General features: G+C 42.0%; 23 protein-coding genes and 1 pseudogene. 5 read left to right on the forward strand and 19 right to left on the reverse strand.

The genetic code is table 11. The features are described 5' to 3' along the window. Nucleotides 1–38: 38 nt before the first annotated feature. From MKY14_RS07895 to MKY14_RS07955, 13 genes are all read right to left on the reverse strand, one after another. Nucleotides 39–824: an ABC transporter ATP-binding protein gene (locus MKY14_RS07895; protein ID WP_282579836.1), complete on the reverse strand. Its 786-nt coding sequence runs from the start codon at nucleotides 822–824 to the stop codon at nucleotides 39–41. Then, on the reverse strand, nucleotides 821–1144 hold the full coding sequence (locus MKY14_RS07900; RefSeq protein ID WP_076128425.1) for a thioredoxin family protein: 324 nt from the start codon (nucleotides 1142–1144) through the stop codon (nucleotides 821–823). Before MKY14_RS07900 ends, MKY14_RS07895 begins: the two co-directional genes overlap by 4 nt. After that, the gene (locus tag MKY14_RS07905; protein WP_340976200.1) at nucleotides 1141–1485 is read right to left on the reverse strand and encodes a cyclic-phosphate processing receiver domain-containing protein; all 345 of its coding nucleotides are present in this window, start codon (nucleotides 1483–1485) and stop codon (nucleotides 1141–1143) included. Before MKY14_RS07905 ends, MKY14_RS07900 begins: the two co-directional genes overlap by 4 nt. Beyond that, entirely contained in the window at nucleotides 1482–2345 is an 864-nt protein-coding gene (locus MKY14_RS07910) for a deoxyribonuclease IV (protein ID WP_076281716.1), read from the reverse strand. The genes MKY14_RS07905 and MKY14_RS07910 overlap by 4 nt, the downstream gene beginning before the upstream one ends. Further along, complete coding sequence (locus MKY14_RS07915) at nucleotides 2335–3150, reverse strand: Fpg/Nei family DNA glycosylase (protein ID WP_076309786.1); 816 nt, start codon at nucleotides 3148–3150, stop codon at nucleotides 2335–2337. The genes MKY14_RS07910 and MKY14_RS07915 overlap by 11 nt, the downstream gene beginning before the upstream one ends. Nucleotides 3151–3196: 46 nt before the next feature. Beyond that, the gene (locus MKY14_RS07920) at nucleotides 3197–3985 is read right to left on the reverse strand and encodes a TIGR01457 family HAD-type hydrolase (RefSeq protein ID WP_076128417.1); all 789 of its coding nucleotides are present in this window, start codon (nucleotides 3983–3985) and stop codon (nucleotides 3197–3199) included. 293 nt (nucleotides 3986–4278) lie between these two features. Next, on the reverse strand, nucleotides 4279–5217 hold the full coding sequence (rnz, locus tag MKY14_RS07925) for a ribonuclease Z (RefSeq protein ID WP_340976203.1): 939 nt from the start codon (nucleotides 5215–5217) through the stop codon (nucleotides 4279–4281). Nucleotides 5218–5360: 143 nt separating this feature from the next. After that, on the reverse strand, nucleotides 5361–8738 hold the full coding sequence (gene metH, locus MKY14_RS07930) for a methionine synthase (RefSeq protein ID WP_370511261.1): 3378 nt from the start codon (nucleotides 8736–8738) through the stop codon (nucleotides 5361–5363). Nucleotides 8739–8917: 179 nt separating this feature from the next. After that, nucleotides 8918–9343, reverse strand: coding sequence for a FixH family protein (locus tag MKY14_RS07935; RefSeq protein ID WP_038571571.1), 426 nt, complete (start codon nucleotides 9341–9343; stop codon nucleotides 8918–8920). Nucleotides 9344–9605: 262 nt separating this feature from the next. After that, nucleotides 9606–10391 carry an HAD family hydrolase gene (locus tag MKY14_RS07940; protein WP_036687714.1) on the reverse strand — a complete coding sequence of 262 codons (786 nt, stop codon included), beginning with the start codon at nucleotides 10389–10391 and terminating at the stop codon, nucleotides 9606–9608. Between the two features lie 34 nt (nucleotides 10392–10425). After that, nucleotides 10426–10947 carry a hypothetical protein gene (locus tag MKY14_RS07945; protein WP_076128411.1) on the reverse strand — a complete coding sequence of 174 codons (522 nt, stop codon included), beginning with the start codon at nucleotides 10945–10947 and terminating at the stop codon, nucleotides 10426–10428. 49 nt (nucleotides 10948–10996) lie between these two features. Continuing rightward, the gene (locus tag MKY14_RS07950) at nucleotides 10997–11206 is read right to left on the reverse strand and encodes a DUF896 domain-containing protein (RefSeq protein ID WP_036687717.1); all 210 of its coding nucleotides are present in this window, start codon (nucleotides 11204–11206) and stop codon (nucleotides 10997–10999) included. A gap of 109 nt (nucleotides 11207–11315) precedes the next feature. Further along, the gene (locus tag MKY14_RS07955) at nucleotides 11316–11729 is read right to left on the reverse strand and encodes a LysM peptidoglycan-binding domain-containing protein (protein WP_076128409.1); all 414 of its coding nucleotides are present in this window, start codon (nucleotides 11727–11729) and stop codon (nucleotides 11316–11318) included. 251 nt (nucleotides 11730–11980) lie between these two features. Here MKY14_RS07955 and lexA point away from each other — a divergent pair, with 251 nt between their 5' ends. The 4 genes from lexA (at nucleotide 11981) to MKY14_RS07975 (ending at nucleotide 14456) form a co-directional block, all read left to right on the forward strand. Further along, a complete protein-coding gene (lexA, locus tag MKY14_RS07960; protein WP_036687720.1) occupies nucleotides 11981–12607 on the forward strand; it encodes a transcriptional repressor LexA in 627 nt (208 codons plus the stop codon). Between the two features lie 178 nt (nucleotides 12608–12785). Beyond that, a complete protein-coding gene (locus MKY14_RS07965) occupies nucleotides 12786–13124 on the forward strand; it encodes a L,D-transpeptidase (protein ID WP_076128407.1) in 339 nt (112 codons plus the stop codon). Between the two features lie 150 nt (nucleotides 13125–13274). Then, nucleotides 13275–13655 carry a hypothetical protein gene (locus tag MKY14_RS07970; RefSeq protein ID WP_340976208.1) on the forward strand — a complete coding sequence of 127 codons (381 nt, stop codon included), beginning with the start codon at nucleotides 13275–13277 and terminating at the stop codon, nucleotides 13653–13655. Between the two features lie 222 nt (nucleotides 13656–13877). Beyond that, entirely contained in the window at nucleotides 13878–14456 is a 579-nt protein-coding gene (locus MKY14_RS07975; protein WP_340976211.1) for a hypothetical protein, read from the forward strand. Here the strand turns inward: MKY14_RS07975 and MKY14_RS07980 are convergent, their stop codons facing one another. The 5 genes from MKY14_RS07980 to MKY14_RS08000 form a co-directional block, all read right to left on the reverse strand. Next, complete coding sequence (locus MKY14_RS07980) at nucleotides 14457–15233, reverse strand: methyltransferase domain-containing protein (protein WP_340976215.1); 777 nt, start codon at nucleotides 15231–15233, stop codon at nucleotides 14457–14459. It abuts the gene before it with no gap. A gap of 37 nt (nucleotides 15234–15270) precedes the next feature. Further along, nucleotides 15271–16053, reverse strand: a complete 783-nt coding sequence (locus MKY14_RS07985; protein WP_076128401.1) for an MBL fold metallo-hydrolase — start codon at nucleotides 16051–16053, stop codon at nucleotides 15271–15273. Beyond that, nucleotides 16054–16542 carry a cupin domain-containing protein gene (locus MKY14_RS07990; protein ID WP_179086256.1) on the reverse strand — a complete coding sequence of 163 codons (489 nt, stop codon included), beginning with the start codon at nucleotides 16540–16542 and terminating at the stop codon, nucleotides 16054–16056. It abuts the gene before it with no gap. 35 nt (nucleotides 16543–16577) lie between these two features. Then, nucleotides 16578–16781 (reverse strand): DUF5316 domain-containing protein, encoded by a 204-nt coding sequence (locus MKY14_RS07995; RefSeq protein WP_076279299.1) that lies wholly within the window; start codon nucleotides 16779–16781, stop codon nucleotides 16578–16580. A gap of 426 nt (nucleotides 16782–17207) precedes the next feature. Next, nucleotides 17208–17897: a hypothetical protein gene (locus MKY14_RS08000; protein ID WP_076128397.1), complete on the reverse strand. Its 690-nt coding sequence runs from the start codon at nucleotides 17895–17897 to the stop codon at nucleotides 17208–17210. Between the two features lie 1413 nt (nucleotides 17898–19310). Here MKY14_RS08000 and MKY14_RS08005 point away from each other — a divergent pair. After that, on the forward strand, nucleotides 19311–19787 hold the full coding sequence (locus tag MKY14_RS08005; RefSeq protein WP_076281709.1) for a ferritin-like domain-containing protein: 477 nt from the start codon (nucleotides 19311–19313) through the stop codon (nucleotides 19785–19787). 2089 nt (nucleotides 19788–21876) lie between these two features. Here MKY14_RS08005 and MKY14_RS08010 read toward each other — a convergent pair. Then, nucleotides 21877–22647 (reverse strand): annotated as a pseudogene (locus tag MKY14_RS08010) (SDR family oxidoreductase); the annotation flags it as partial. Nucleotides 22648–22669: the final 22 nt, after the last annotated feature.

Genomic DNA, 22669 nt, shown 5'->3' on the forward strand with positions numbered 1-22669 from the left:
AGCAGTGGTCTGCTCTTCGTTATCATGTCTTAATTCGTTCAAATCGTTTTGCCTCCAGGTCTAATTTTAATCCAGGGACGACCGCTATCCCATTCTACATCAACAGGAATATCATAGGTGGCCAAGATCATTTCTTTGGTTAATACTTCTTCTTTCGGTCCGGAACCAGCTAGCTTACCGTCGCGAATTAAAGCAACATGTGTAAAAAGCGGGACAATTTCTTCCACATGATGAGTTACATATACAACGGAGACATTACGTTGTCTCAGCTTGTCTACTTCAGCCAGCATTTTTTCTCTTTCGTACAGATCAAGACCTGCACAAGGCTCGTCCATAATCAGTAGTTTGGGGTCAGCCATAAGACATCTTGCCAGCATTGCTTTTTTTCGCTCTCCCTGTGACAAGGTTCCAAAAGGATGAAGTGCCATATTGCCCAGATTCATATCCTCTAGCAAGCGGATTGCCTTCTCCTTCACTTCGTGTGGAATGCTCTCGTAGAAACGCAAATAAGCGTAAGCTCCTGTAGCTACAACCTCCCACACCGGATCATTTAAAGACATTTTCTCCATTAAGGAAGGACCAATATAACCAATCTCTTTACGAACCTCGCGTAAATCACATTGACCATATTTATTCCCCAATACCTCAACAGTTCCTTTGCTAGGGAATAAATAACCTGTCATAATCTCCAAAATTGTTGTTTTGCCCGAACCATTTCGTCCCAAAATGACCCAGTTTTCGCCTTCCTTCACTTCTAACGATACATCGTCCAAGATTAGGCTTTCTTCTCTGCGCAGAGATAAATGTTGTAATGAAATGATCATGATATAACACTCCTTATGTATTCCAGAATCCGCTCAACTGAAACCATTGAATAATAAATATGCGGATTCTCTATCCGGTCAGCAGAAGCCACAAGTAGAGCAGGGACACTGGTAATCCGGTATTGTTGGACCAGATTAGGCAACATGTTTACATTTCCGGCAACCATTTGGAGTTCAGCAGGCAATAGATGTGCCGCTACTTCCAACATGCGTTCTGTAGCCTTACAGGTACCACACAGCGGAGTATGCAAAAATACTACCAGCGGTTCTCCCGGTCTCGTAAGTATCTCCAGTAAATCCGCTTCATTCATTTCCTTCATTTCAGATCCGTCTCCCCAGCGATATCATAAAGCTTATCAGAACTTAGGGGACCATTAAACAAGATCATCCCCTCAGGTTTAGCCGCGTATAAGATTTCATTCATTTCTTTTCTCCCTAAAACACTGGAGGTGTGTAGATAGATTTCACGGGGGTACAGTCCTTCCAGAACAATCCGTCTAGCCACTTCCCCACCAGAATAATCATCCGGTCCCATATCATAATCTAACGATAAAATACCAACCTCACACTCACGCAGCATCAGAAGACATTCTTCTGTTGTCCTGGCTAAAGCAAATCCAAGCGGACCTTTACGGAGATCGTCCATATAGATATGAGTCACTTTCTAGCCCCCGCTTCAAACCAACTGCGAACAGTAGCTATTTCATTCCGATGACTGCCATCTGGACCCTTTTCAGTTTCCAAAACAACAGATTTTTTACGTAATGGATCAGAAGTTATTAAGCGCTTAAGACCCTCTTCGCCGATATAACCTTTTCCTATTCCAGCATGCCGGTCCCGTCTCGAATCAAAGGGAAACTTAGAATCATTTAGATGAACAGCTACAAGATGCGGCCAAAATCCAAGCTGGTTTCCTCGTTCAAGCAAGTCTTCCGTATGCTCAGGATTCCAAATTCCCGCCGCAAAAGCATGACAGGTATCCAGACAAAATCCAATCTTCTCGGGAAACTGGCTAAGCTCACGAACCTTCACCAATTCTTCAAGTGTAATCCCTTCGGTACCATGGTTGCCCGCTTGATTCTCGATTAGCAGCTTGGCGTTACCTTCCCATGACTCCAGCGTCTCATTCATACATTGTATAATATTTTGATAGCCTTGTAACGGCTCCATTCCAGCAAAATGTCCAAAATGAACAACAATGCCTAAGGAACCGCAGGCTTCAGCAATTTCCAGATCATTAAGTAGGGAGTCTACATACACCTTTCGCGGGGTAGCGTCATCCCTATTCGCAGCCATATTGATTGCATAAGGGGTGTGGGCGATAGAGGTGATCCCTTTTTCTTGGCAAAAGAGTGCACAATCCCTTGTATCTCGAATATCAACCGTCTTTAACTTCAGACTGCGCGGATTTTTCGGAAAATATTGAAAACTTGTTGCACCGCTCTCCCAAGCAAATCGGGCAGCTCTCCCATATCCACCACGAATGCTGACATGAGCCCCTACTTTGGGTTTAGGCTTCATGCTGACAGTCTGGGCAAAAAAATACTTTGCGTCCAGACAGCTCTGTTTTGATAATCGTTCCCCCATCGCGTAGGCAAGGCTCGCCCTCACGGTCATAGACTTTACATTGATCATTATAAGAACCCGTAACCGTATCACCGGTCATAAATGGCATTTCCATGTATCCGCCAATCTCTGTCGCATCAGTTAATACTTTTTGAATGCTTTGATACAGGCGGGAAATGGCTTCAGGTGATAAATTTTGTACTAAAACTGAAGGCAGAAGCCCTGCGTCAAAAGCAATCTCATCCGCATAACAATTTCCAATACCCGCCATTACATGCTGATTCACTAACAGACTTTTTAACGCACCACGCCGCCCTTTTAATATTCCTGCAAAACGTTCCGGCGTCATCCGTCGATCCAGCAGCTCAGGTCCAAGCTTACCCATCGTTGCTTCGCTTTCCTTCACGGATACTAAATGTAAGAACCCTAACCGCAGGCCCATAAAATAAAGGATCTGATCACCAAATGCGATTTCTACTTGCGTATTACGATCCGGCCGTTCTTCTTCTGAACCATAAAAAAGCAATCCACCCAGCATTAAATGTAATAGTAATCTTCGCCCATCATGGAGATGAAACAAAATGTACTTGGCACGCCGCTCTACAAAAACAACACGCGCACCGATCAAGGCATTAATGAAAGCTTCTGTTTCCATGTTAATTGTTTTTTCTCTGTTCACAATTACATTAGTTATCGGAACATTTATAATACGCTGGCTAAGCAGCTGTCTATAATTCTCCATTTCCGGCAATTCTGGCATACTCATCGTCCCCTCTAAGTTGGTGAAGTAAATAAGACCCTAGCTATTATACACCGAGAAACATTTTAAGTTCAGCTAAATCGGCACATATTTCATCGGGAGTGATCCCTGTGATGCTTTTATAGTGCTCCAGATTCTCTGTAGTGGTTAAACCGGTAAGAACAAGGATTGTACGACAGCCCGCATTAACACCCGCAGCGATATCCGTACGCATATTATCCCCAACAACAGCAGCATGTTCAGGTTGAATGTTCAGAAGATCTGTCGCATATTTGATCAGGTGGGATTCAGGTTTACCGATCACTACTGGCTTCACTCCACTTGCAGCCTCAATTGCTGCACCAATCGTACCCGCACCCGGCATAACCCCATCATCTGATGGTAACATTAAATCTGGATTGGTGAGCACAAACTTTGCCCCGCTCAAAATCCAACGCGAAGCTTGAGCTAACGAAGCATAATTAAAAGAACGATCGATACCTTGCACCACATAATCAGGGGATTCTGTGACGATTTGGAGCCCTGCCTCAATGCAAGCCATACGCAGTCCCTCTTCTCCAAGTATCGCCACTGTAGCCCCAGGTGATTCCTCAGCTATGTAACGTGCGGCTGCCATAGAAGAGGTACATACCTCCTCAGCTTTCGCCTCAATTCCCATTCCACTTAAGTGGGCAGCAACGTTAGCTGCCGTACGCGATGAGTTATTAGTAACAAATAAAAAAGGGATATCCGCTTCACGAAGAGCTTTTATCAGCAGATCAGCACCGGGAATCATTTTATGCCCATGGTACAATGTACCATCTAGATCAATCAATAATCCTTCAATTTGTTCCATCACTAACCCCTCAGTTTCCACAATAAATTTAATTAATATAATAAATAAATAATAGTATTAACAAACTTGTAGCCTTTGCCCTGCTTGGATTTACAGAAAAACTCAATCCCTTTAGGTGGAAGATATCACCTACTGATTTTCGGCAATATGTCCAGCCATTCGTTCGTCTTTTACTCCGTGATTACTTTAAATCTAACACACTTCGTCGAATGAAATCGAACAACCGTCCCATCCAGCATTTTTTAGCATAGCACTGTCATTTCCTGCGCTTTCCCGGAAAATAATCATTCCCCCTATTGCCCATTTAGTCTGCGAGGTACCGGATATGCATTAAATTCCTCAGCTAATAATGTCTCTGGGAATAGGAGTCCAGCTTCCTCAAGCAAAGGAATTAACTCTTCATGCGAGCTGTAACGAGAACTGAAATGAGTCAGCAACAGCTGTCCTGCTTTGGCTTCTTTTGCTAACTCTGCAGCCTGACGGGCTGTACTATGATGATATTGATACGCCATGTCAGCCAGATCATGGGCGAAGGTTGCTTCATGAACGATAAGGTCTGCATTAAGAGAGAGTTCTAAGGCTCCCGAACAAGGTCTTGTATCTCCAAGGATAGTAACAATACGTCCTCGTTTGGGTTCCCTGACAACATCAGCAGCACAGATTCGTACACCTTCATCCGTAACAACATCTTCACCTTTTTTTAATTTCCCATAAATCGGTCCCGGTTTTAAACCATAACTCTTAAGCAATTCCGTATTGAGGCTTCCGGGACTATCCTTTTCCGTTACCCGGTAGCCATAGCTGTCAATGCGGTGCTCAAGTAATGCAGCCTCAACTTTAAAGCTATCATCCTCGAATATAATTCCTCCTGAATGCTCTACAATCTCAATCTTATAAGGAATTCGGGATTGGCTCACAGCTAAGGAGATCTCTAAGTAAGCTTTTAATCCAGGGGGTCCGTACACCGTTAACGGCGCTGTCCCTCCCTGATAACCACGACTTGATAATAGACCTGGAAGACCAAATAGGTGATCACCATGCAAGTGGGTAATGAATAGCTTTTCCAGCTTTCCTAGCCGAATCGGTGAACGAAGAACCTGATGTTGTGTACCTTCCCCACAATCGAACATCCAAATACTGCGACGTTCTTCCAGCAGTCTTAATGTAACGGACGTTACATTGCGTTGTAGCGTTGGCACACCTGCATTAGTACCTAAAAAATATAAATCCATTCTTTTTCCTCCCTTCTGCTTATTGGCTCAACCATCTCTTTTCAATTCTAAACGACCTTCTTCCAGCAAAAAACCCCCCAGTTACGGGAGGTTCCGCTGAAAGGGATACAATCCCCTACAGACCAGGTATATAAATGAAAGAATTACAGCTTCTCTACATTAAAATACTGCGCTTCTGGATGGGCAAATACCATAGCCGAAACGGAAGCTTCGGGCTCCATCATAAAGCCTTCTGTAAGGTGAACACCGATATCCTCCGGAGATAACAACTTAAACAGTGGACCTTGATCTTCTAAATCCGGGCATGCAGGATAACCAAATGAAACACGGATTCCTTGGTATCTTGCCCCATGTCTTTGCTTCATCGTCATATCCGCCGGATCCGGGAAACCCCAAGTATCGCGCATCATATGATGGACGCGTTCCGCCAGTCCTTCTGCCACTTCAAGTGCAACCGACTGCAAGGCGTGTGAACGCAGATAATCTCCGCTTTCTTTCAGCTGAGTAGACAATTCACGTACACCGTGACCTGCTGTTACAACTAGGAATCCAACATAGTCCATAATACCACTGTCAACAGGTTTCAAAAAGTCCGCCAAGCACAGATGAGGCTCTACCCCTTGTCTCGGGAAAGTAAAGGTATGCAGGATCTCGGACGTATTCTGTGGATTATACACTATAATATCATTCCCTTGCGATTGTGCAGGGAAGAATTGATACATAGCATGTGGAGTAATGGTACCCTCTAGCATCGCTTGATGGAGAATATCGTCTACGGTACCCTTCAGTTCAACAGTCCGCTGATCTCCAGCAGCTAATTGGGCTTCTACAGAACCCCGTAACCCCAAATGATGACCCAGCAGCATTTGCATATTCACATAGGGGATAATATGCCCCAATGGATAGTTACGCAGTACGTGGCGTTCTAAATCCGGTGGAACAAATACAGGTGCATCTGGAGATATTTTGGAACGCACTGCTCTGGTTAGTTTCGGCAGTTCTTGCTTAGGCGCCACCGCAACCGCTGCTTCTGCCTCCACACGAATTTCCTCGGCAATCTTCTCCCGTTCTTCAGGGTTCATAAGCCGATTGGCAATATCCAGCCCGTCCATAGCGTCCTTAGCATACAATACTAGACCGTCATATTCTGGACGAATACGGGTCTTCGTAAATTTACGGGTCAAAGCTGCGCCGCCAACCATAATCGGAACATCGATCCCTGCTGTACGTAGATCCTGAGCGGTGAGGACCATCTGCTGAGCAGATTTCACAAGCAACCCGGACAATCCTATCGCATCAGCTTTTTCTCGACGGAAGGCTTCGATAATGGTCTCTGGTGGTACTTTTATACCCAAATTAATGATCTGATAACCATTATTGGAGAGGATGATCTCCACTAGATTCTTACCAATATCATGCACGTCCCCTTTTACGGTTGCCAGCATAATTTTTCCTTTAACCGCTGTCTCATCCTTCTGCATAAACTGCTCTAGATGATTGACAGAAGCCTTCATCACTTCAGCGCTTTGCAGCACCTCAGCAACGATCAATTCATTATTATTAAATAACCGGCCGACTTCCGACATCCCTGCCATCAGCGGTCCATTGATGATCTCCAGCGGACCAGATTTAGTCAATGCTTCATTAAGGTCAGGAATGAGTCCTTCCTTCGTACCTTCAACCACATAGGAAGCTAAACGTTCTTCAAGTGACAGGTTGGAAATCTTCTCTTTTTTCTCTACTTTTTTACCACGGAAAGCAGCTACAAAAGCAGAAAGCGTCTCATCATTCGTATTATAAATCAGTTCCTCAGCAAGATGACGTTCTTCAGCAGGAATGGAAGCATACCGCTCCACTTTTTCTGTATTTACGATCGCATAATCTAATCCAGCTTTTGTACATTCATAAAGGAATACGGAGTTCAACACTTCACGACCCGCTTCCGGCAATCCAAAGGAGACGTTGCTAATGCCCAAGATCGTATGAACGCCTGGAAGTGCTTCCTTGATCAAACGAATGCCGTCAATCGTTTCTTTTGCTGAACCGATATATTGTTCATCTCCGGTTCCTACAGGGAACACCAACGTGTCAAAAATAAGATCTTCTCCTGCTAAACCGTACTTATTCACTAGCAAGTCATAGGAGCGTTTAGCCACTTCCAGTTTATCTGTCGCCTTAATGGCTTGTCCCGTCTCATCGATGGTACCCACAACAATAGCTGCACCATATTTATGAATGATCGGCGTCACCAGCTCGAATTTTTCTTCACCATCTTCAAGGTTAATGGAGTTAATTATCGCCTTACCTTGACAGTACTGCAAAGCCAAATCGATAACCTTAGGATCGGTAGTATCGATCATCAGGGGTACTTTAACCTTTTTCACAACCAGTTCTAAGAAAAGCTTAATATCTTCAATCTCATCACGGTCAGGGTCTTGTACACACACGTCAATAACCTGTGCCCCACTCTTCACCTGAGCACGGGCAATTTCTGAGGCTTCCTCATATTTACCTTCGACGATAAGACGTTTAAATTTACGAGAGCCAAGTACATTCGTACGTTCACCAACCATGTATGGACGGTTGTCGTTCTCAATATAGATAGGCTCGATGCCTGAAAGTGCAGGCGGATGATTACCTGTCAGCGGGCGTGGAGGATATTCAGAAAGTGCTTCCTTCATCGCACGGATATGCTCTGGTGTCGTTCCACAGCACCCCCCCGCAATGTTCAGCCAGCCTTTTTCGGCAAAGGCTGCAATCTTGCGAGCTAAAGAATCTGGAGATTCATGATAATGTCCGTTCTCATCCGGCAATCCTGCGTTTGGATAACAGCTCACGGCTGCGGAGGAGATCTCCGAAAGCGAACGAATGTGATCCCGCATGAACTCAGGACCAGTCGCACAGTTGAGGCCCATAGAGATAGGCTTCAGATGTTCTAATGAGATATAAAATGCTTCAATATTCTGACCCGCCAATGTAGTACCCATTGGTTCAATTGTTCCGGAAATCATAACCGGCAACGTGATGCCAGTCTTTTCAAAAGCATTACGAATACCAATACTTCCAGCTTTAACGTTAAGTGTATCTTGAGAGGTCTCCAGCAGCAAAACATCTACTTTACCGTCGATCAATGCCACTGCTTGTTCCTCATAGCTATCAACTAACTCTTGGAAAGTAACGCCTCCAGTTACTGAGAGCGTTTTTGTTGTTGGACCCATAGCCCCCACGACGTATCGCGGACGGTCAGGTGTGTCATATTTGTCTACTGCTCTGCGAGCCAACTCTGCTGCCGCTAGATTGATCTCACGTGCCCGCTGAGGAATATCATATTCAGCTAGCACAACAGAGGTTGCACCAAATGTGTTAGTCTCAATGAGATCAGCCCCTGCTTCGAGGTACTGCTCATGAATCGTCTGAATGACTTCTGGACGTGTTAATACCAGCATTTCATTACAGCCGTCCAGCTCATCGCCTCCAAAATCTTCTCCAGTAAGAGGCACCTGTTGGATCATCGTGCCCATTGCGCCATCAAGGATCAAAATCCTTTGTTGTAAGCTTTCCTCAAGTGTATATTTAGCCAACTAATAGTCCCCCCAGTAAAACATTAGAGTAAGTTTAGCAGAATAAAGGGATTTCGAAAAGCCTTCCTTTCCACTCTGCTTTATCTGTTATTGCTCAGTAACCTTTGCGAACCTTTGAATCATGGTTTCACAGACAGCTCTTTGCTAGGCATAGAGTGCTGTGTCCGGGCTGTCACATGTGAAGTGACATTATATTGTCCTTCCTTTTCAAGGGTCCCTTCTGCTTGATAGACTCCTTTACCAATTAGCTTTCCCTTAAGCTCTATTTTCTGTCCCTCATCATTTTTATTCACAATTTCGAACAGAACCTCTTTTGCATCATCTACTGCCTCGTTATCTTGGGTCACCACAGCTTCAAAGGTTACCTTTTGATTTACAACAACTTCTTCAGGACTCCATTGTAGTTCGACTTTGATAGGTTCCATAGACATGTTCATATTCATGTTATGTATTTCTGAATGCTTGGTTCCATTTGAAGAACATCCACCTAGTACTAGAAGTGTTGCACCTAATAATACAGCGACTAATTTCTTCGATCTCATCATTTGGAGCCCTCCCAATCATTATCGAATAATAAAAATCTACCAATTCATGTTATACATCTCCATCTATTATACACATTATTATTGGTTTTTCAGTATTTTGCATCAATTCCGCATTAGTCTTGTGACTTAAATCATTTACTTAAAAATCTAATGAAATCCTTATGTTAGTATGTATGTACAGAAAAGCAGCGAGTTTCTTAGGATCTCAGAAACTCGCTGCTTTTATAAAGTCTTTATATTGGAGCTAATAGCTCTGTATATCTTACAAGGATTGAACTAGTGGAAGAAGTTCCTCAAGGTGATTGATTTCATGATCCGGATGAATATCAAGACTAGGTGCTCTACCTTTTCTATTAATCCAGACCGTGGTCAACCCTGCTGCCAGCCCCCCACGGATATCCGTTGTCAGCTTATCGCCGACCATAACCGCTTGCTCAGGCGTTACATCAAGAAGCTCTAAAGCATGCAGGAAAATTTCCTTATCCGGTTTGCCTTTACCAAAGCTTCCGGAAATCACAATATGATCAAAGAAAGGAATTAACTCGGGCACACCATCTAGTTTCTCTTGTTGCAGTGCAGGACAGCCGTTCGTAAGTAGCAGAAGCTTCACTTGACCCCGTAACTGCTCCAGTACATGCATTGTTTCTTCATAGATGTATGGACGTTTTCTGCGCTCTGCTGCGAATTTAGTTGCCAAGGTCTCAGCTAGTGCTTCGTCTTCCACCCCTAACGCTGCAAGTCCGCGACGCCAAGACTCTTTACGATATACCGGTGCAAGCTGCTCCAATTGACGGAATTCTGGCTGTTCACCTGCCGTAAAGTTAGCCCAGAGTGCTTCATATGGATTAATTCCGATCATCTTTGTAAATGGGAACGTCTCATAAGATTCATATAAGCTACTTGCTTCCTTACGAACTGCAACTTCTAGTTCTTGTGGATCGATCGTATCCCCGGCGGCTTCACAAGCAGAACGAAATGCTTCTTCGACGCTCCGATCATCCCACAGCAATGTATCATCAAGGTCAAATAGTACAGCAGAAATTGGCATTACAGGTCTCCCTCTCCCTTTAACTGGTCTAGTTCTATTCGTGAACTACTTCAATGTTGTGAGCTTTAGCAAATGCTTCTAATCGTGTACTCATCGCATTAGTATCATAGCGATTCATAAGTTTTGTGAAAATCCATTTCGTACGTTTCCCTTTATGCTTAATGACTACAGCTCCACGCGAAAGGGTGATTTTCTCAATATCTGCAGCTGGAAGTCCGCGTTCGCGATTGAATTTAATAGTGGACAGTCTTGCTTTTTCCACCTTCAAGTACGGACGACGGAAGAACAATAGCGCTGCCAGCAAATAGTACAGTACTACTCCCAGCCAATTAGCCAGCATGCCATTACCTTTGGCCTGATCAATAGAACCAACTACCCAAAACATAGTGCCAAGTATCACTAACACTACCGGAAATGCAATGTTGCGACCTTTAAAGACTTCGGCATTCTGGGTAGGAGATTTAGAGGCATAAATCGTATCCTTGCCTTGCTTCTTTCTTTGCTTGTTGATTTGCTGTGTGTTGCGTTGAACCATTCTTTCCCAAGAACGGGCCATGTGCGTTCCCCCTAGTCATCCTGAAATATCTATGAAAAGAAACAGCGAGCTAATGTTTAAGCCCCTTGTTACCTTGTTCATGCTCATCGTTATCTACCACTTCAATAGTATTTAATTGTGCTCGGAAGTTATTGCGGATATTCCCCAGGTAAATTTCACGAAGCTTGGCGCGTTCCGCCACTTCCTCTTGATTAAGGCCTACGCTCTTCTGTTTGCGTGCCAATTCGTTAATTCGCGCGACCAACTCATCAATATTCAATACTTTCCCTCCCCCTATAAATTAATTCTAACTCTGCCATGAGAAAAAGAGCTTGTCAAGGTCTACTCCCTGCAAGCTCTACTGGTCATTCTATTATGTTCTCAGAAAATTAATAAATAGGTAAAGTAAGTATGTCTCCAGCGTTAATTTGACTACTCTTAATCCCACTTGAACGTTTAATTCCTTCTATATAAACAACTGTCTTCATATCAGCTGGTTTATTCTTAAGGGCAATACTCCATAGTGTATCTCCACGTTCAACCACAATCCGCTTCTCTTCCTTCATTATAGTCGTCGATCCTGCAAATACATTTCCCACTACTGTTAGGCCAGATAATACTAGCACGAAAATCAATATTAACTTAATAAAGAAATCTTGACGGAACAACGAAATCATCCCTCCAAGCAAACGTTCCGTTATCTCTTTCACCTTAGCTGAATTACGGGCAACGTCATTATGTCCTATAGATTCAACCACTGGGGCCTTATCGTAGATGCTGCGGTATGTACTGTATTTTAGCATAATCATCATCCTCCAAACACTTGTTCTTACTTTCGAATTTATAATAACACGAACATGTGTTTTGTTCAATACTATTTCAGAACAATTGTTCTCTTTTTTTCGAGAGACTCAAGCGGTTCATTTTATTATCATTTGTCTACCATTTTTTAACTCTAGCAGATTAATATTTATAATAGTTAGAACTTATGTTTGTGCGAACGGTAGTTCTATGTTATAATTTTCCCAAACATTACTATATGGGGTTGATTCCAATGTCAAAGATTTCAAGTCGCCAGCTGGCGATCCTGGAATTTATACGAAGCGAAGTCCGCAGCAAGGGTTATCCACCTTCCGTCCGGGAAATTGGAGAAGCTGTTGGCCTTGCTTCCAGCTCCACAGTTCACGGTCATTTGGACCGGCTTGAGAAGAAGGGACTTATTCGTCGAGATCCAACGAAGCCACGTGCAATAGAATTACTAGGCCAAGAGGATTCAGAGAATGTTCACCAATTCGCGCAGACCATCTCACGGATTCCTGTCGTAGGTAAAGTTACCGCCGGGGTACCTATCACTGCTACAGAGAATATCGAAGACTACTTCCCACTTCCTACTCACTATGTAGGTGACAACAAAGTATTTATGCTGTCTGTCATGGGTGATAGTATGGTGGACGCAGGCATTATGAATGGTGACTATGTGATTGTTCGCCAACAACAAACAGCGGACAACGGAGATATCGTTGTAGCCATGACCGAAGAAGATGAAGCAACCGTTAAGACCTTTTACAAGGAACGTGATCATATACGGCTTCAGCCGGAGAATCCAGCTTATGAGCCGCTTCGCCTTAATCGCGTAACTATTCTCGGAAGAGTCATCGGATTGTTTCGAGATATCCACTAAGTATGCACTTCTAACATAAAAGGCTGGTCCGCATATGCGGAACAGCCTTTTTTCTACGTTTTTTTGCTTTTCCAACCACTTACGAACATTTGTTCCCAATGGTTAAAATGTCCATTTTCTATGAATAACCCTTTAGGCGTTCTGCTCATATCCTAATTAGAAAGGAGTGTTGCGTATAATGCCCAACTACCGAATTATTGTAGATCTGACCCAACGAATGTTATATCTTCTGGACAATGATATTGTGATTAGAGGTTTCCCTGTCGGCATCGGTAAGATGTTAACCCAATCCCCAGTGGGTGAATTCACTATTATTAACAAACAACCCGACCCAGGGGGTCCCTTCGGTGTCTTTTGGATGGGACTGTCTAAACCACACTACGGAATTCATGGAAACAATGACCCTTCCTCCATTGGGAAAGAGGTGTCCCACGGCTGCATCCGGATGTACAACGAGGATGTGTTAGCACTCGCTGCTATTGTCCCTATAGGCACACGAGTAACGATAAGAAATTAAATTCGAATGGAGGCTCGGCAACCCCCAAATCACATTAAAAAATGGGGGTCATTACATAAGTAAGTATTTTTTCATTAGCATACTAGGAGTTTGGTGATTATATGTCGAATATTGTTAACAGGATTGCAAATTGAAAAGGATGTGTTTAGTTTGAATAATTCAAAAATTAGAACCCTCGTCGATTTTAAAGTCGATGCACTGGGTAAGCTGTCCGGTTTACTTTTAAATGATGAACAAGCTAGTGGAAAAAAAGTGAATTTGCTCACCTCTTTTGGCAGCATTCAGGGAATCGTCTCTCCAACCGTCTCCAACAAAGAGGATGTATTTGATTTAAAATCTTTGATGGATGATGTAATTGTAGACGAATACATATCTTATTTGGGAGCAGAACACCCTGATAAAAATTTCAGCTATAACTTTGTTGTCCTCAATGACGTTGCTGTAAGACCTTATGCTAGTTATGGGACTCCGATCGAATACAAACAGCTGATTGTTTATACCGATCATATCACTGCCTTCAATTTTCTATAGGTTTACATAATCACCTTAAAAAGCACTCTTGCAGCAACCCCCAATTTTGCATCATTTGCAGAATCGGAAGGTTTCTCTGGGTGCTTTTTTTGGGTTAATCGTGAAGTCGATCCTATAATTCCACGAATTTCCCTTTTAAAAGATACTAGTGGAGATCATTCAGGCATATCTTTCAATAAGCAACAATTTGAGTCTAATGAGATAACTAGGAGGTGTGATTATATGCTGATTATCCTGATGTACTTATTTGCTATTTTAGGAGTTGTTTTAATTATAAGTGCCGCCATTATAAAATTGAAAACGCTATCTGCTTCATCTGAAATTTCTAAGCTAGTTAATGCGACCTCATCTTTTAACATCAGCTTCACCAAAACATTCATTCCCCCCAATCAATCTCACTTGATCGCACTTAACGAGCCTAATAAAAAATTAGCAATTGGCACCAAAAATCCGAAGAGTAACAAAAAAGCAGTAGCAAAGCTATACTCATTTGATAATGTAATGGGATCCGAGATTGTGGTTAACGCACTTACCCTTTCAAAAGTATCCAAAAGACATCAAAACAGCAAAACTACTGCAACAAGTGCAGATATTAATGTCCTTAAGGACACCGATGAAGAAGCTAATGTGATAGAAGAGCTTACGCTTAAAATATATATGAACAGCAAAGAAACGCCTGTGTATTGTATCTCCTTCTTGCCGGGTTTATTGCCTATTCAACAATCCGACAACCAGTACAAGGAAGCTTACTCCCAAGTACAACAATTACATGCACTGTTCAGGTCAATCGTATCTGAATAATTAAGTTGCTTTTTGCGCAATAAGATGTGTGAAAATAGCAACGTCCTTGTATGGAGATAAACTGCTTAACTTAAGCTCTAGCTCCACCATTTCTTCATGCCATTGCTCATCCATTTTTATTTCATTATCCACAATATATCCGTAGATATTATGTATTCCGTATATACTGCTAATCTCATAACCACACTCCGCGAGCCATTCCACTAATTGATCTTTTGTATAGATGGTAATGTCTGTTTGAATAATGCCGCTATATTCCCGTGTGTTCCCAATACTGTCAATAGCTCCCATAGGATCTTTATTCATAATGGCTTTTTTCATCACTTTTGCCACTGGATTATGAGTTATAAGAGAAAGCATTCCGTTTGCATTTTGTTTTTTACTAATGTCCATTAACAATTGTTTTGGATCATCGAGATATTCAAGCACATTATGGCAAAAAATCCAGTCATATCCCTCCGCTAATACATCTGCATCTTGTAGCGTTGCCGATCTAAAGGCTATGTTAAGACCGTATTTACATGCAGACTCTTGCGCAATGACTATCATCTCTGGAGTCGGATCTATCCCTGTAACTGTATAACCTTTTTTTGCGAATTCACGACTGGTTATCCCAAAACCACAGCCGATATCTAAAATAGATTGAACCTCTTCAGAGCTGCAGTGATTGTCAATTTGCTGCCAAGCGGAATGATAAAACAATCTCCCCCAAGGCATTTTAATGTAGTTTAAATAAGAATCCATTGATCTAGCAAAAGCCTTTGATGTAGACACCATATCGCCATACCCTCATTTGTTTTCGACATAGAAAAATCTAAAATTGCACACTAAACCCATCAAACTGGTGAATGCCCGTACCATGTGCTACTACCTTTTGCTCACGTAACTCACGAACCGCCTTTTTGACCTCTTGTAAAATAGATGGATCTAAACCCAGTGTATTATGAGAACCGAATACTTGGGTAACTCCTGGAATTTCCGTAATCTTTTCTAAGGATGCCACTAAATCAACCGGACTAGTCGAAGGGTAAAAGGCATAGATTGGCGTAACGTCATACAATAAATCACCTGTAAACAGATATCCGTTGGCATGATCAAAAAGGCTGATATGACCTGGCGAATGACCTGGTGTATGGTATATTTCTATTTTACGCCCGCCTATGTCGAGCACATCCCCTTCTTGTAAAAGAGCTGTTGGCTTCCCTTGAAAAGGTATGTAGGTGTTAGGATCAAAGGTTTCAGGAACAGGAAGGGTGATGTCCCGGCTCATATCTTTTCGAATCTGGGCAAGGGACAAGCCTTTTATTCCGTTAATCAGCCAATCCTCATCCGCTTTATGAACATAGATTGTCTCGAATTGCCCATGACTGCCAATATGATCTGCATGCACATGCGTAGTTATGACAGCGATAGGTAAATCCGTTAACTGATCCGTTATTCTTTTTATATTATCAATACCTAATCCCGTATCAATTAACGCGGCTTGTTTTTGCCCCAAGAGTAAAAAAGAATGCACCTTTTCCCAATGTCCATATTCACTGATTGCATAGGTGGTCGGATCAATTTCCGTTACTGTAAACCAACGATCTTTACTCAATTACGCTCCCCCATTCCATTTTCCCCTTACATGCTCTTCTCCCTTACAATAATCCGCCTGTTCATCTGCTTGATAGATTTCTTGATAGGGCAAAATGTTGATTTTGCCTGAGTCTGGATATTCGCAAACATCTATTCCCTGATTCGTTCGGAGATCCAGATACCTGCATGGTGCATCGGAATGATTATAAAGCTGGTGCGCCCCTTCCGGTCCCATTTCAAAAAATATTACATCCCCTTCAGTAACCTCCGTAAAACCCTCGGGTGTTCTTAACATCGCTTTTCCCGTTAAAATCACAAATATTTCTTCAGCATTTCTATGAAAATGATAAGGAAAAGAATATTTATCAGGATCTAAAGATCTGATATCAAAAACTAAATGCTTGGAGCCCACCATTTCAGCTAACCTTTCACTCGTATGCCAAGCAAACTCTGGGATCGGGGACTGTTTTTGTGTAAAAGAGACCGTATTTTCATTAAAAATCTTCACCATCTGCAACACTCCTCCTTATGTTGTGCGTTCATTTACAACAAATAAAGAATCCCAGCTACAGCTAATGAAATAAGACCACCTAAAGCGGACCAATTCGCTACTTTGTTTTTAGCTTTACGGTCTTGCTTAGATTCCGAATAAAAGTTACCTCTTTGTTGTGTACCTGTCGTGAAGGCTCCAACACATATACCTGCAATTATAAAAAAGCCCAATCCTATGTAAATAAAAATTTGCATGAACTTACTCCTTCCCAGGAAAGAATTAGTTATCTATATATAAGATATTTTAACATTAAATCCCTCTACTACGTGCCATGACTTTCGGACCCAGATGACGCTATTTGCTAATTTTGAGCCTTTGAAGCATGGTTTCGGACTCCAGTGACGTTATTCCTAAGGATGAGGCTCATATTGAGCGTTTTTAATGCCAATAGCGACTATGGAGTCCTTTAGTATCCCAAATGTGAGATAAAGCTTCATATAAGGTCTGTTGGGTCCTATAGCGGGCTGATACGCGAAATTTGCAACCTCAGCAAACGGAAATTGGCGTTCGAATGAAGTAAGGTACCAAAAAAGAAGAAGAAGTGAGCCAACAACCATTTTTTGATTATGGTTATGGCACACCCCTTCTACTCCGCACAACTCCTACGGCTCTGATCACACTTAATTCCTTTCAAGTTCAAGTGTTGCCAGTGAAACCATCACCCAAGGTGCAAACTTATTCGACGAATCCCCCTTAGGATTGTGTATCCGAAAAAGAAAAGCTTCCCCCGCCTGATTCTTCCAGACCATATAATCTTCTATCCCTTTATCACCGGTTGCCTGCAGATATAATTCTGCAAAACCTAGAGGATGTTCAATTAGTTCCCCGCTATGGTCGTTTGCTTTGCCAATTGCAGAAAGCTCGGTTTGTCCCTGCTGCTTCAAAGCTGTGAGATCGTAATCGGCAGGTAAGTGTTTAATTTCGGCATAATAGGTTGGATCCTCAGTTAATGATAAACGACCAGACTGTGAGTCTAGTGTGAAACCCTGAAAAACATACAGGGAATATCCATCACCTTTCCCAAGTGTACCTTCTTGCCCTGAGACCCCTCCCTCCTGTTCACCAAATGCTTTGGTCTTTGGCCGATCGGATGTTAGAGGATCAGTGGCCTCCGGACTGGCGGACTCCTGCGCCTCCATAGAAGGAGTAGCAGAAGGTTCAGGAGTGCTTGTAGCTTCAACAACTGGCATTGTCGCTGCACTTGACGCTGTAGGTTTTGCCTCGTCTGTTGTTTTATTGTTACTACATGCACCGAGAATTGAGGAAGACAGAAGAATACTAGTAACTGTAGTTAATAATATTTTTTTCATTACGCACCTCCTTATTACTATATTAGTTATTACCCACATGAGTGGACGTGTTCTCTTATTCTTCAAACCTTTTCTCAATTTTATTGCTACGGATTGAAAAATTTCAAACAATCGACTCGTTCTTATTAACAGCTATGGAGTTGTGCTCGAAATTCAAATTGTTCCCGGACGATTCGGGCACCTACTATCTTAATTAATGCCACCAGATTCCATAAAGTGACCCATGAGATCTTAGTTCTTCTCGGTTTCATAAGGTTAATTGGACTGAGCAAGAGCAAGGTAGACGACACATCAATTAAGTAAAACAAATTCCACAAAACACTTTACTTAACACATTTTCAGAAAAAAATTAAATAGCGACTCACAGCCAACCGCGGGGGGGGGTTCTGTAAATCGCCATCCTTAATGATCTGAAACTCAGGTCTTGTGTCAATACTCTTTGATAAATCCTTTTATAGTCAGAGCGATGCGGGAATATAACCAATGACTGACCATGACTATGTATAATCGTCTATAGAGTTATTTTTTTGATTTATAACTTCTTACTAATAAACTAATACCTTTAAAAATCAAAACCACTAATATCCCGAAAATTATCAAAGTTAATATTAAGTTTGACCAAACTATATCCAAATTCACTCCTCCGTCTCTGCATTTAATTCTTCTATCTCCAATGATATCCCATTATTTATGATAAATGAACAACTTCTTACACATCGAAATTATTAGCCTGTATAATATCCTCGATTAACAAACTGTTTGTAGGCGTTTTATAGGTATATCATAAATGATACTCAAAAGGCCAGCAGGCTGCCTATACAAAAACAAAGTAAACCCTCAATGGCAAAGGCGTTAAAGTTTTATCAGTTTAAGATTACAGTTAGATTACAGTTACTAAAGCGGCACTTAGTCACTAAGCTGCTGATATCACTAAAAGCTAGATTAAATCCACGTTCATCTTCCCTGAGCTGCAGCTCCCACATAGCCCGTTGACTTTGTTGATTCCACAACCGGAGGAGCCCGTAAAAGCATAATAATCCCATCGCTACAAACACTTTAAACCAACAATTTAAGATTCTCAAACCCAACAGGGTTTGGGTCATTGTCATTATATATATTCCTTGCCGGGGATGTCGGTTGTATCTGGCTAGCGTAATGAATCTGTGAACACGTGAAATCATAGGATGGCGACTGGAAAATTATAAGGAAAACCAATTGTGCGCAAACGTCGATAAGGTATCTTTCACCTGCTCGTTTTGCTGAGCAATTTACTAGAAAATCTATTTCTTACCGTCCACTTTTTTGACTTTGGTCTAATTAAGAAAAAGTAAGAAGTGAGATCATACTCATACAATCAGTTAGCGAGCATATGATTGTTGATAGAATACTTATAAATTATTGGAGGTTTTTCTAATGTATATGGTGTATCCTTATTGGTTCAGATCTCAATTTGTCCCCATTTGGGCAACTTCAACTCAAGAGGCTCTTGAATTAATGAGGACTTCAGTCCAAGGTGAACGAAATGACGAACTTTTTTATGACCAACTCATTCAACTTGCTCCGAATAAAGAACAAGCTGAAGTTATTACTTCTATTCGGAATGATGAACGTGGGCATAATCTTATGTTTCGACAAATGTACAGAGAATTGACAGGACATGAAGTGACAGGAGTTAGCGACGAAGTCCCTGAACAAGTTAATTCGTATAACAATGGTTTGCAAAAAGCCTTTCAAGGTGAATTGTCAGCGGTTGAAAAGTATCGAAAGATATGGTTCGGTCTTCCGTATGGCGTTTATAAGGATACTTTATATGGCATTATTCTCGATGAGCAAAAGCATGCAGCGAAGTATAATAATTTATTGCTACTAAATTCAGCTGCAAATCAGTAGTCATTGTATCGACTGCCCTTCAGAAATACACAACTTCACTTTCATAATATTAAGCGTGTCCCCTCTGTCTTCTCTCGAGTGCAAATGTAAGTCTTATCTTGTACCTGTGTCATGACGGCGCCTTCCCTAACACGTTGAACTCATCCACATTCTCGATCCAATCAAATGTCCCGCCTTCTAAATCAATTAGATATGTGTCGTGTTTTATGCAGGCTAATATGCTAGAACTTAGTAGCACGATGTGTGTGAACGATGCGTCAGCTCTATCCATACCACCATTATTCCCCGCATTTCTTTCTGATACTTCGTATATGATCGAACGTTTACTTTCCAACTGTCGGACTATGGTCTGCAGCACAATTCCCTCAAAAACCATATTCTTTGCCCTCATCCTAATAATCCACTTTTCGCTATGCAGCTAAGCTAGATGGTGTTAAGCCTTCTGGCTTTTTTACATTTTAGTCAAGAACGAATTCAAAGGTAACGCATGCTTTGGATTCGCCTTTGAATTGATTATCGATAACGAAACATACGAGTGAAATTTATCAAAAGTTGCCGAGCTCGCAATTCAAAAACTCAATCATTTGACTGAGTCATAGCATTCTCCTTATAAGAGGCTAAGAAGTTTCACCTGTCGCGAAAATGGCTTGCCCCAAGTTGGAGAGCATTCTTATAGTCCAATTCATAAAATCGTTTAGCCAGCTTATTACCCCTTTCAAGCTTTGGAATAACACGTTTAGGTCATGGTAGCATAAAAATCACAGCGCACATACACACATATTTCAAAGAAAATAAATGAAAGCAGTATGGAGAAATTTGAAGCTCATATGAGAAGTATCCTCGAATGATCACTACATTTTTGGGGGGCATTACGGGGGCGTCCATAAACCTCTACAATATCTCCTATCCTTACCCCCACACACAAAAAAAACTCAACACCAAAGGCGTTAAGGGTTTAAAGGTTCTAGTAAAGCGTCATATATTGGTTACTTTCCCACTCGTGAACCGAGTCCGGTTTACAGTTTTCCCTTTTTATAATGGTCTGAATAGTACCTAATTCCGTTAAAATAAAGGGTTGTCTGAGAAAACGATTACGGATTTCATTGTCTTCCTTCTATTATTTGTAAGCATTTTGTGGGCGTTTATGTGTGCAGGAAATATAGCCCAATTTTCAATCAGAAGAGGTACTACAAATGCAATTGAAGATTTCAATCTAGGGAATAGAATCCAGAATATCGCTATCTTAAAAGTGGCTTGAAGATCGTATTGGGAGAATCATCGCCGTTAAAATTAACTGTAGATATCGGATAACCATCGCTAATTGGCTTCGCTCCGGAATCATTGGTGGATGAATCATAGGATCCATTGCCTCCGTGAGGGAAGAAATTTAATGTATGAACAAAAACCCTGCTAACATCATGGTCAGCAAGGTTTTATTATGACGCTTACTCGTAGAGTTGATTACAGATAAAACAAAATTTTTTGAGCAATAAAAGAGCAGTTCAGGTTATCCCTGTGATGACTCTTCTACATGGTACAACTCCTAACAGCAGCAATACAATGTTACACAGCTTATCTACTACTAAAGGACAAGAAAAAAGGAACCATAAAACGTCGCCCGCGCGGCAAACGAAAATAGTTTCCCGGAGACGCCACTGATGCTACCGATACAACGACAGAACCATTACTCAAATGACAGGGCTGCTTACTTTGGAATGCCCCAGAGAACTTTTGAAGAACAAGGAGCACCCCCTAAATTATGAGATGGGAAGATTTAAAGCCGGGACAGTCCGTGCATATCTGTGACAATCACGATAGCGGATTTGGTGGAAGGTGCGGAAGTATTGTAGCTATTGGTACTTTTATTGGTATCAGCGAACGTATAGGTGCGTTGATTGACATATATGAACCGTTACTAATAATTATTTAACCAGAAGCCCTCGAAGAAGTCGACTTCGAATCACTGCCACCAGGACTGGCTGAATTTGATATAAGACCCATCAAATTATAATGCCTCGTCAGCATTATCACTGACGAGGCGATTTTCACATCGTATTAGCTAGGTGTCTCATTGAGCTATCGTTCTCCGTTAGTTGAATCCACCCGTGGAATGTAAAACTTGGCCGGTAATCCACTCCCCATCATCGGTGGCTAAGAATGCAACCAGACGAGCTGCATCCTTAGGCAATCCTACTCTACCTGTTACAAATTGCTTAGATAACTGCTGTCGTAGGTCAGGAGTCATCCAGCCGGTGTCTGTGGGTCCAGGATTTATCGCATTTACGGTGATGCCTTTCGGACCCACCTCTGCTGCAAAAGTTCGTGTGAAAGCATCTATTGCCCCTTTCGTTGCGGCATACGAGATTTCACCAGCCATGGGGCCTAGTGATTGGCCCGATGTCATATTAATAACTCGACCACCTGCCGATTGCGTAAACCGTCTAGCGAATTCCACACTAAGCATAGTTACCGCCCTAACATTAATTGCGTAGTGTGCATCCAAAGACTCTGGGGTAATCGTGGTTAAGTCATCGTTAACCGAATAACAAGCATTGTTAACAAGAATGGAAGGTTCTCCTAGCTTCTGCTCAACGTTATTTAATAAATCCACAAAGCTTTCAGGTGCAGAAAGATCCATCATTAGGTGTTCGCAACGAACGCCCATGGAACGTATTTCCTCACAAAGTTGCTTTTGCTCCTCGTTATTGCTACCCCAGGGCATCTGTTGATCGTAACTAACCCAGTGTGTAAAAAATACATCAGCGCCTAGATAGGCCAACTCTTTGCACACTGCAGCACCGATTCCTGTGCTGCGACTTGCACCTGTTACTATTGCGATTCGACCTGTTAATCTGCCAAGTGTAGATTCATGGGTCTTTTCT

This window comes from Paenibacillus sp. FSL R5-0887, from assembly GCF_038002305.1.
GTDB lineage: Bacteria > Bacillota > Bacilli > Paenibacillales > Paenibacillaceae > Paenibacillus_AQ > Paenibacillus_AQ odorifer.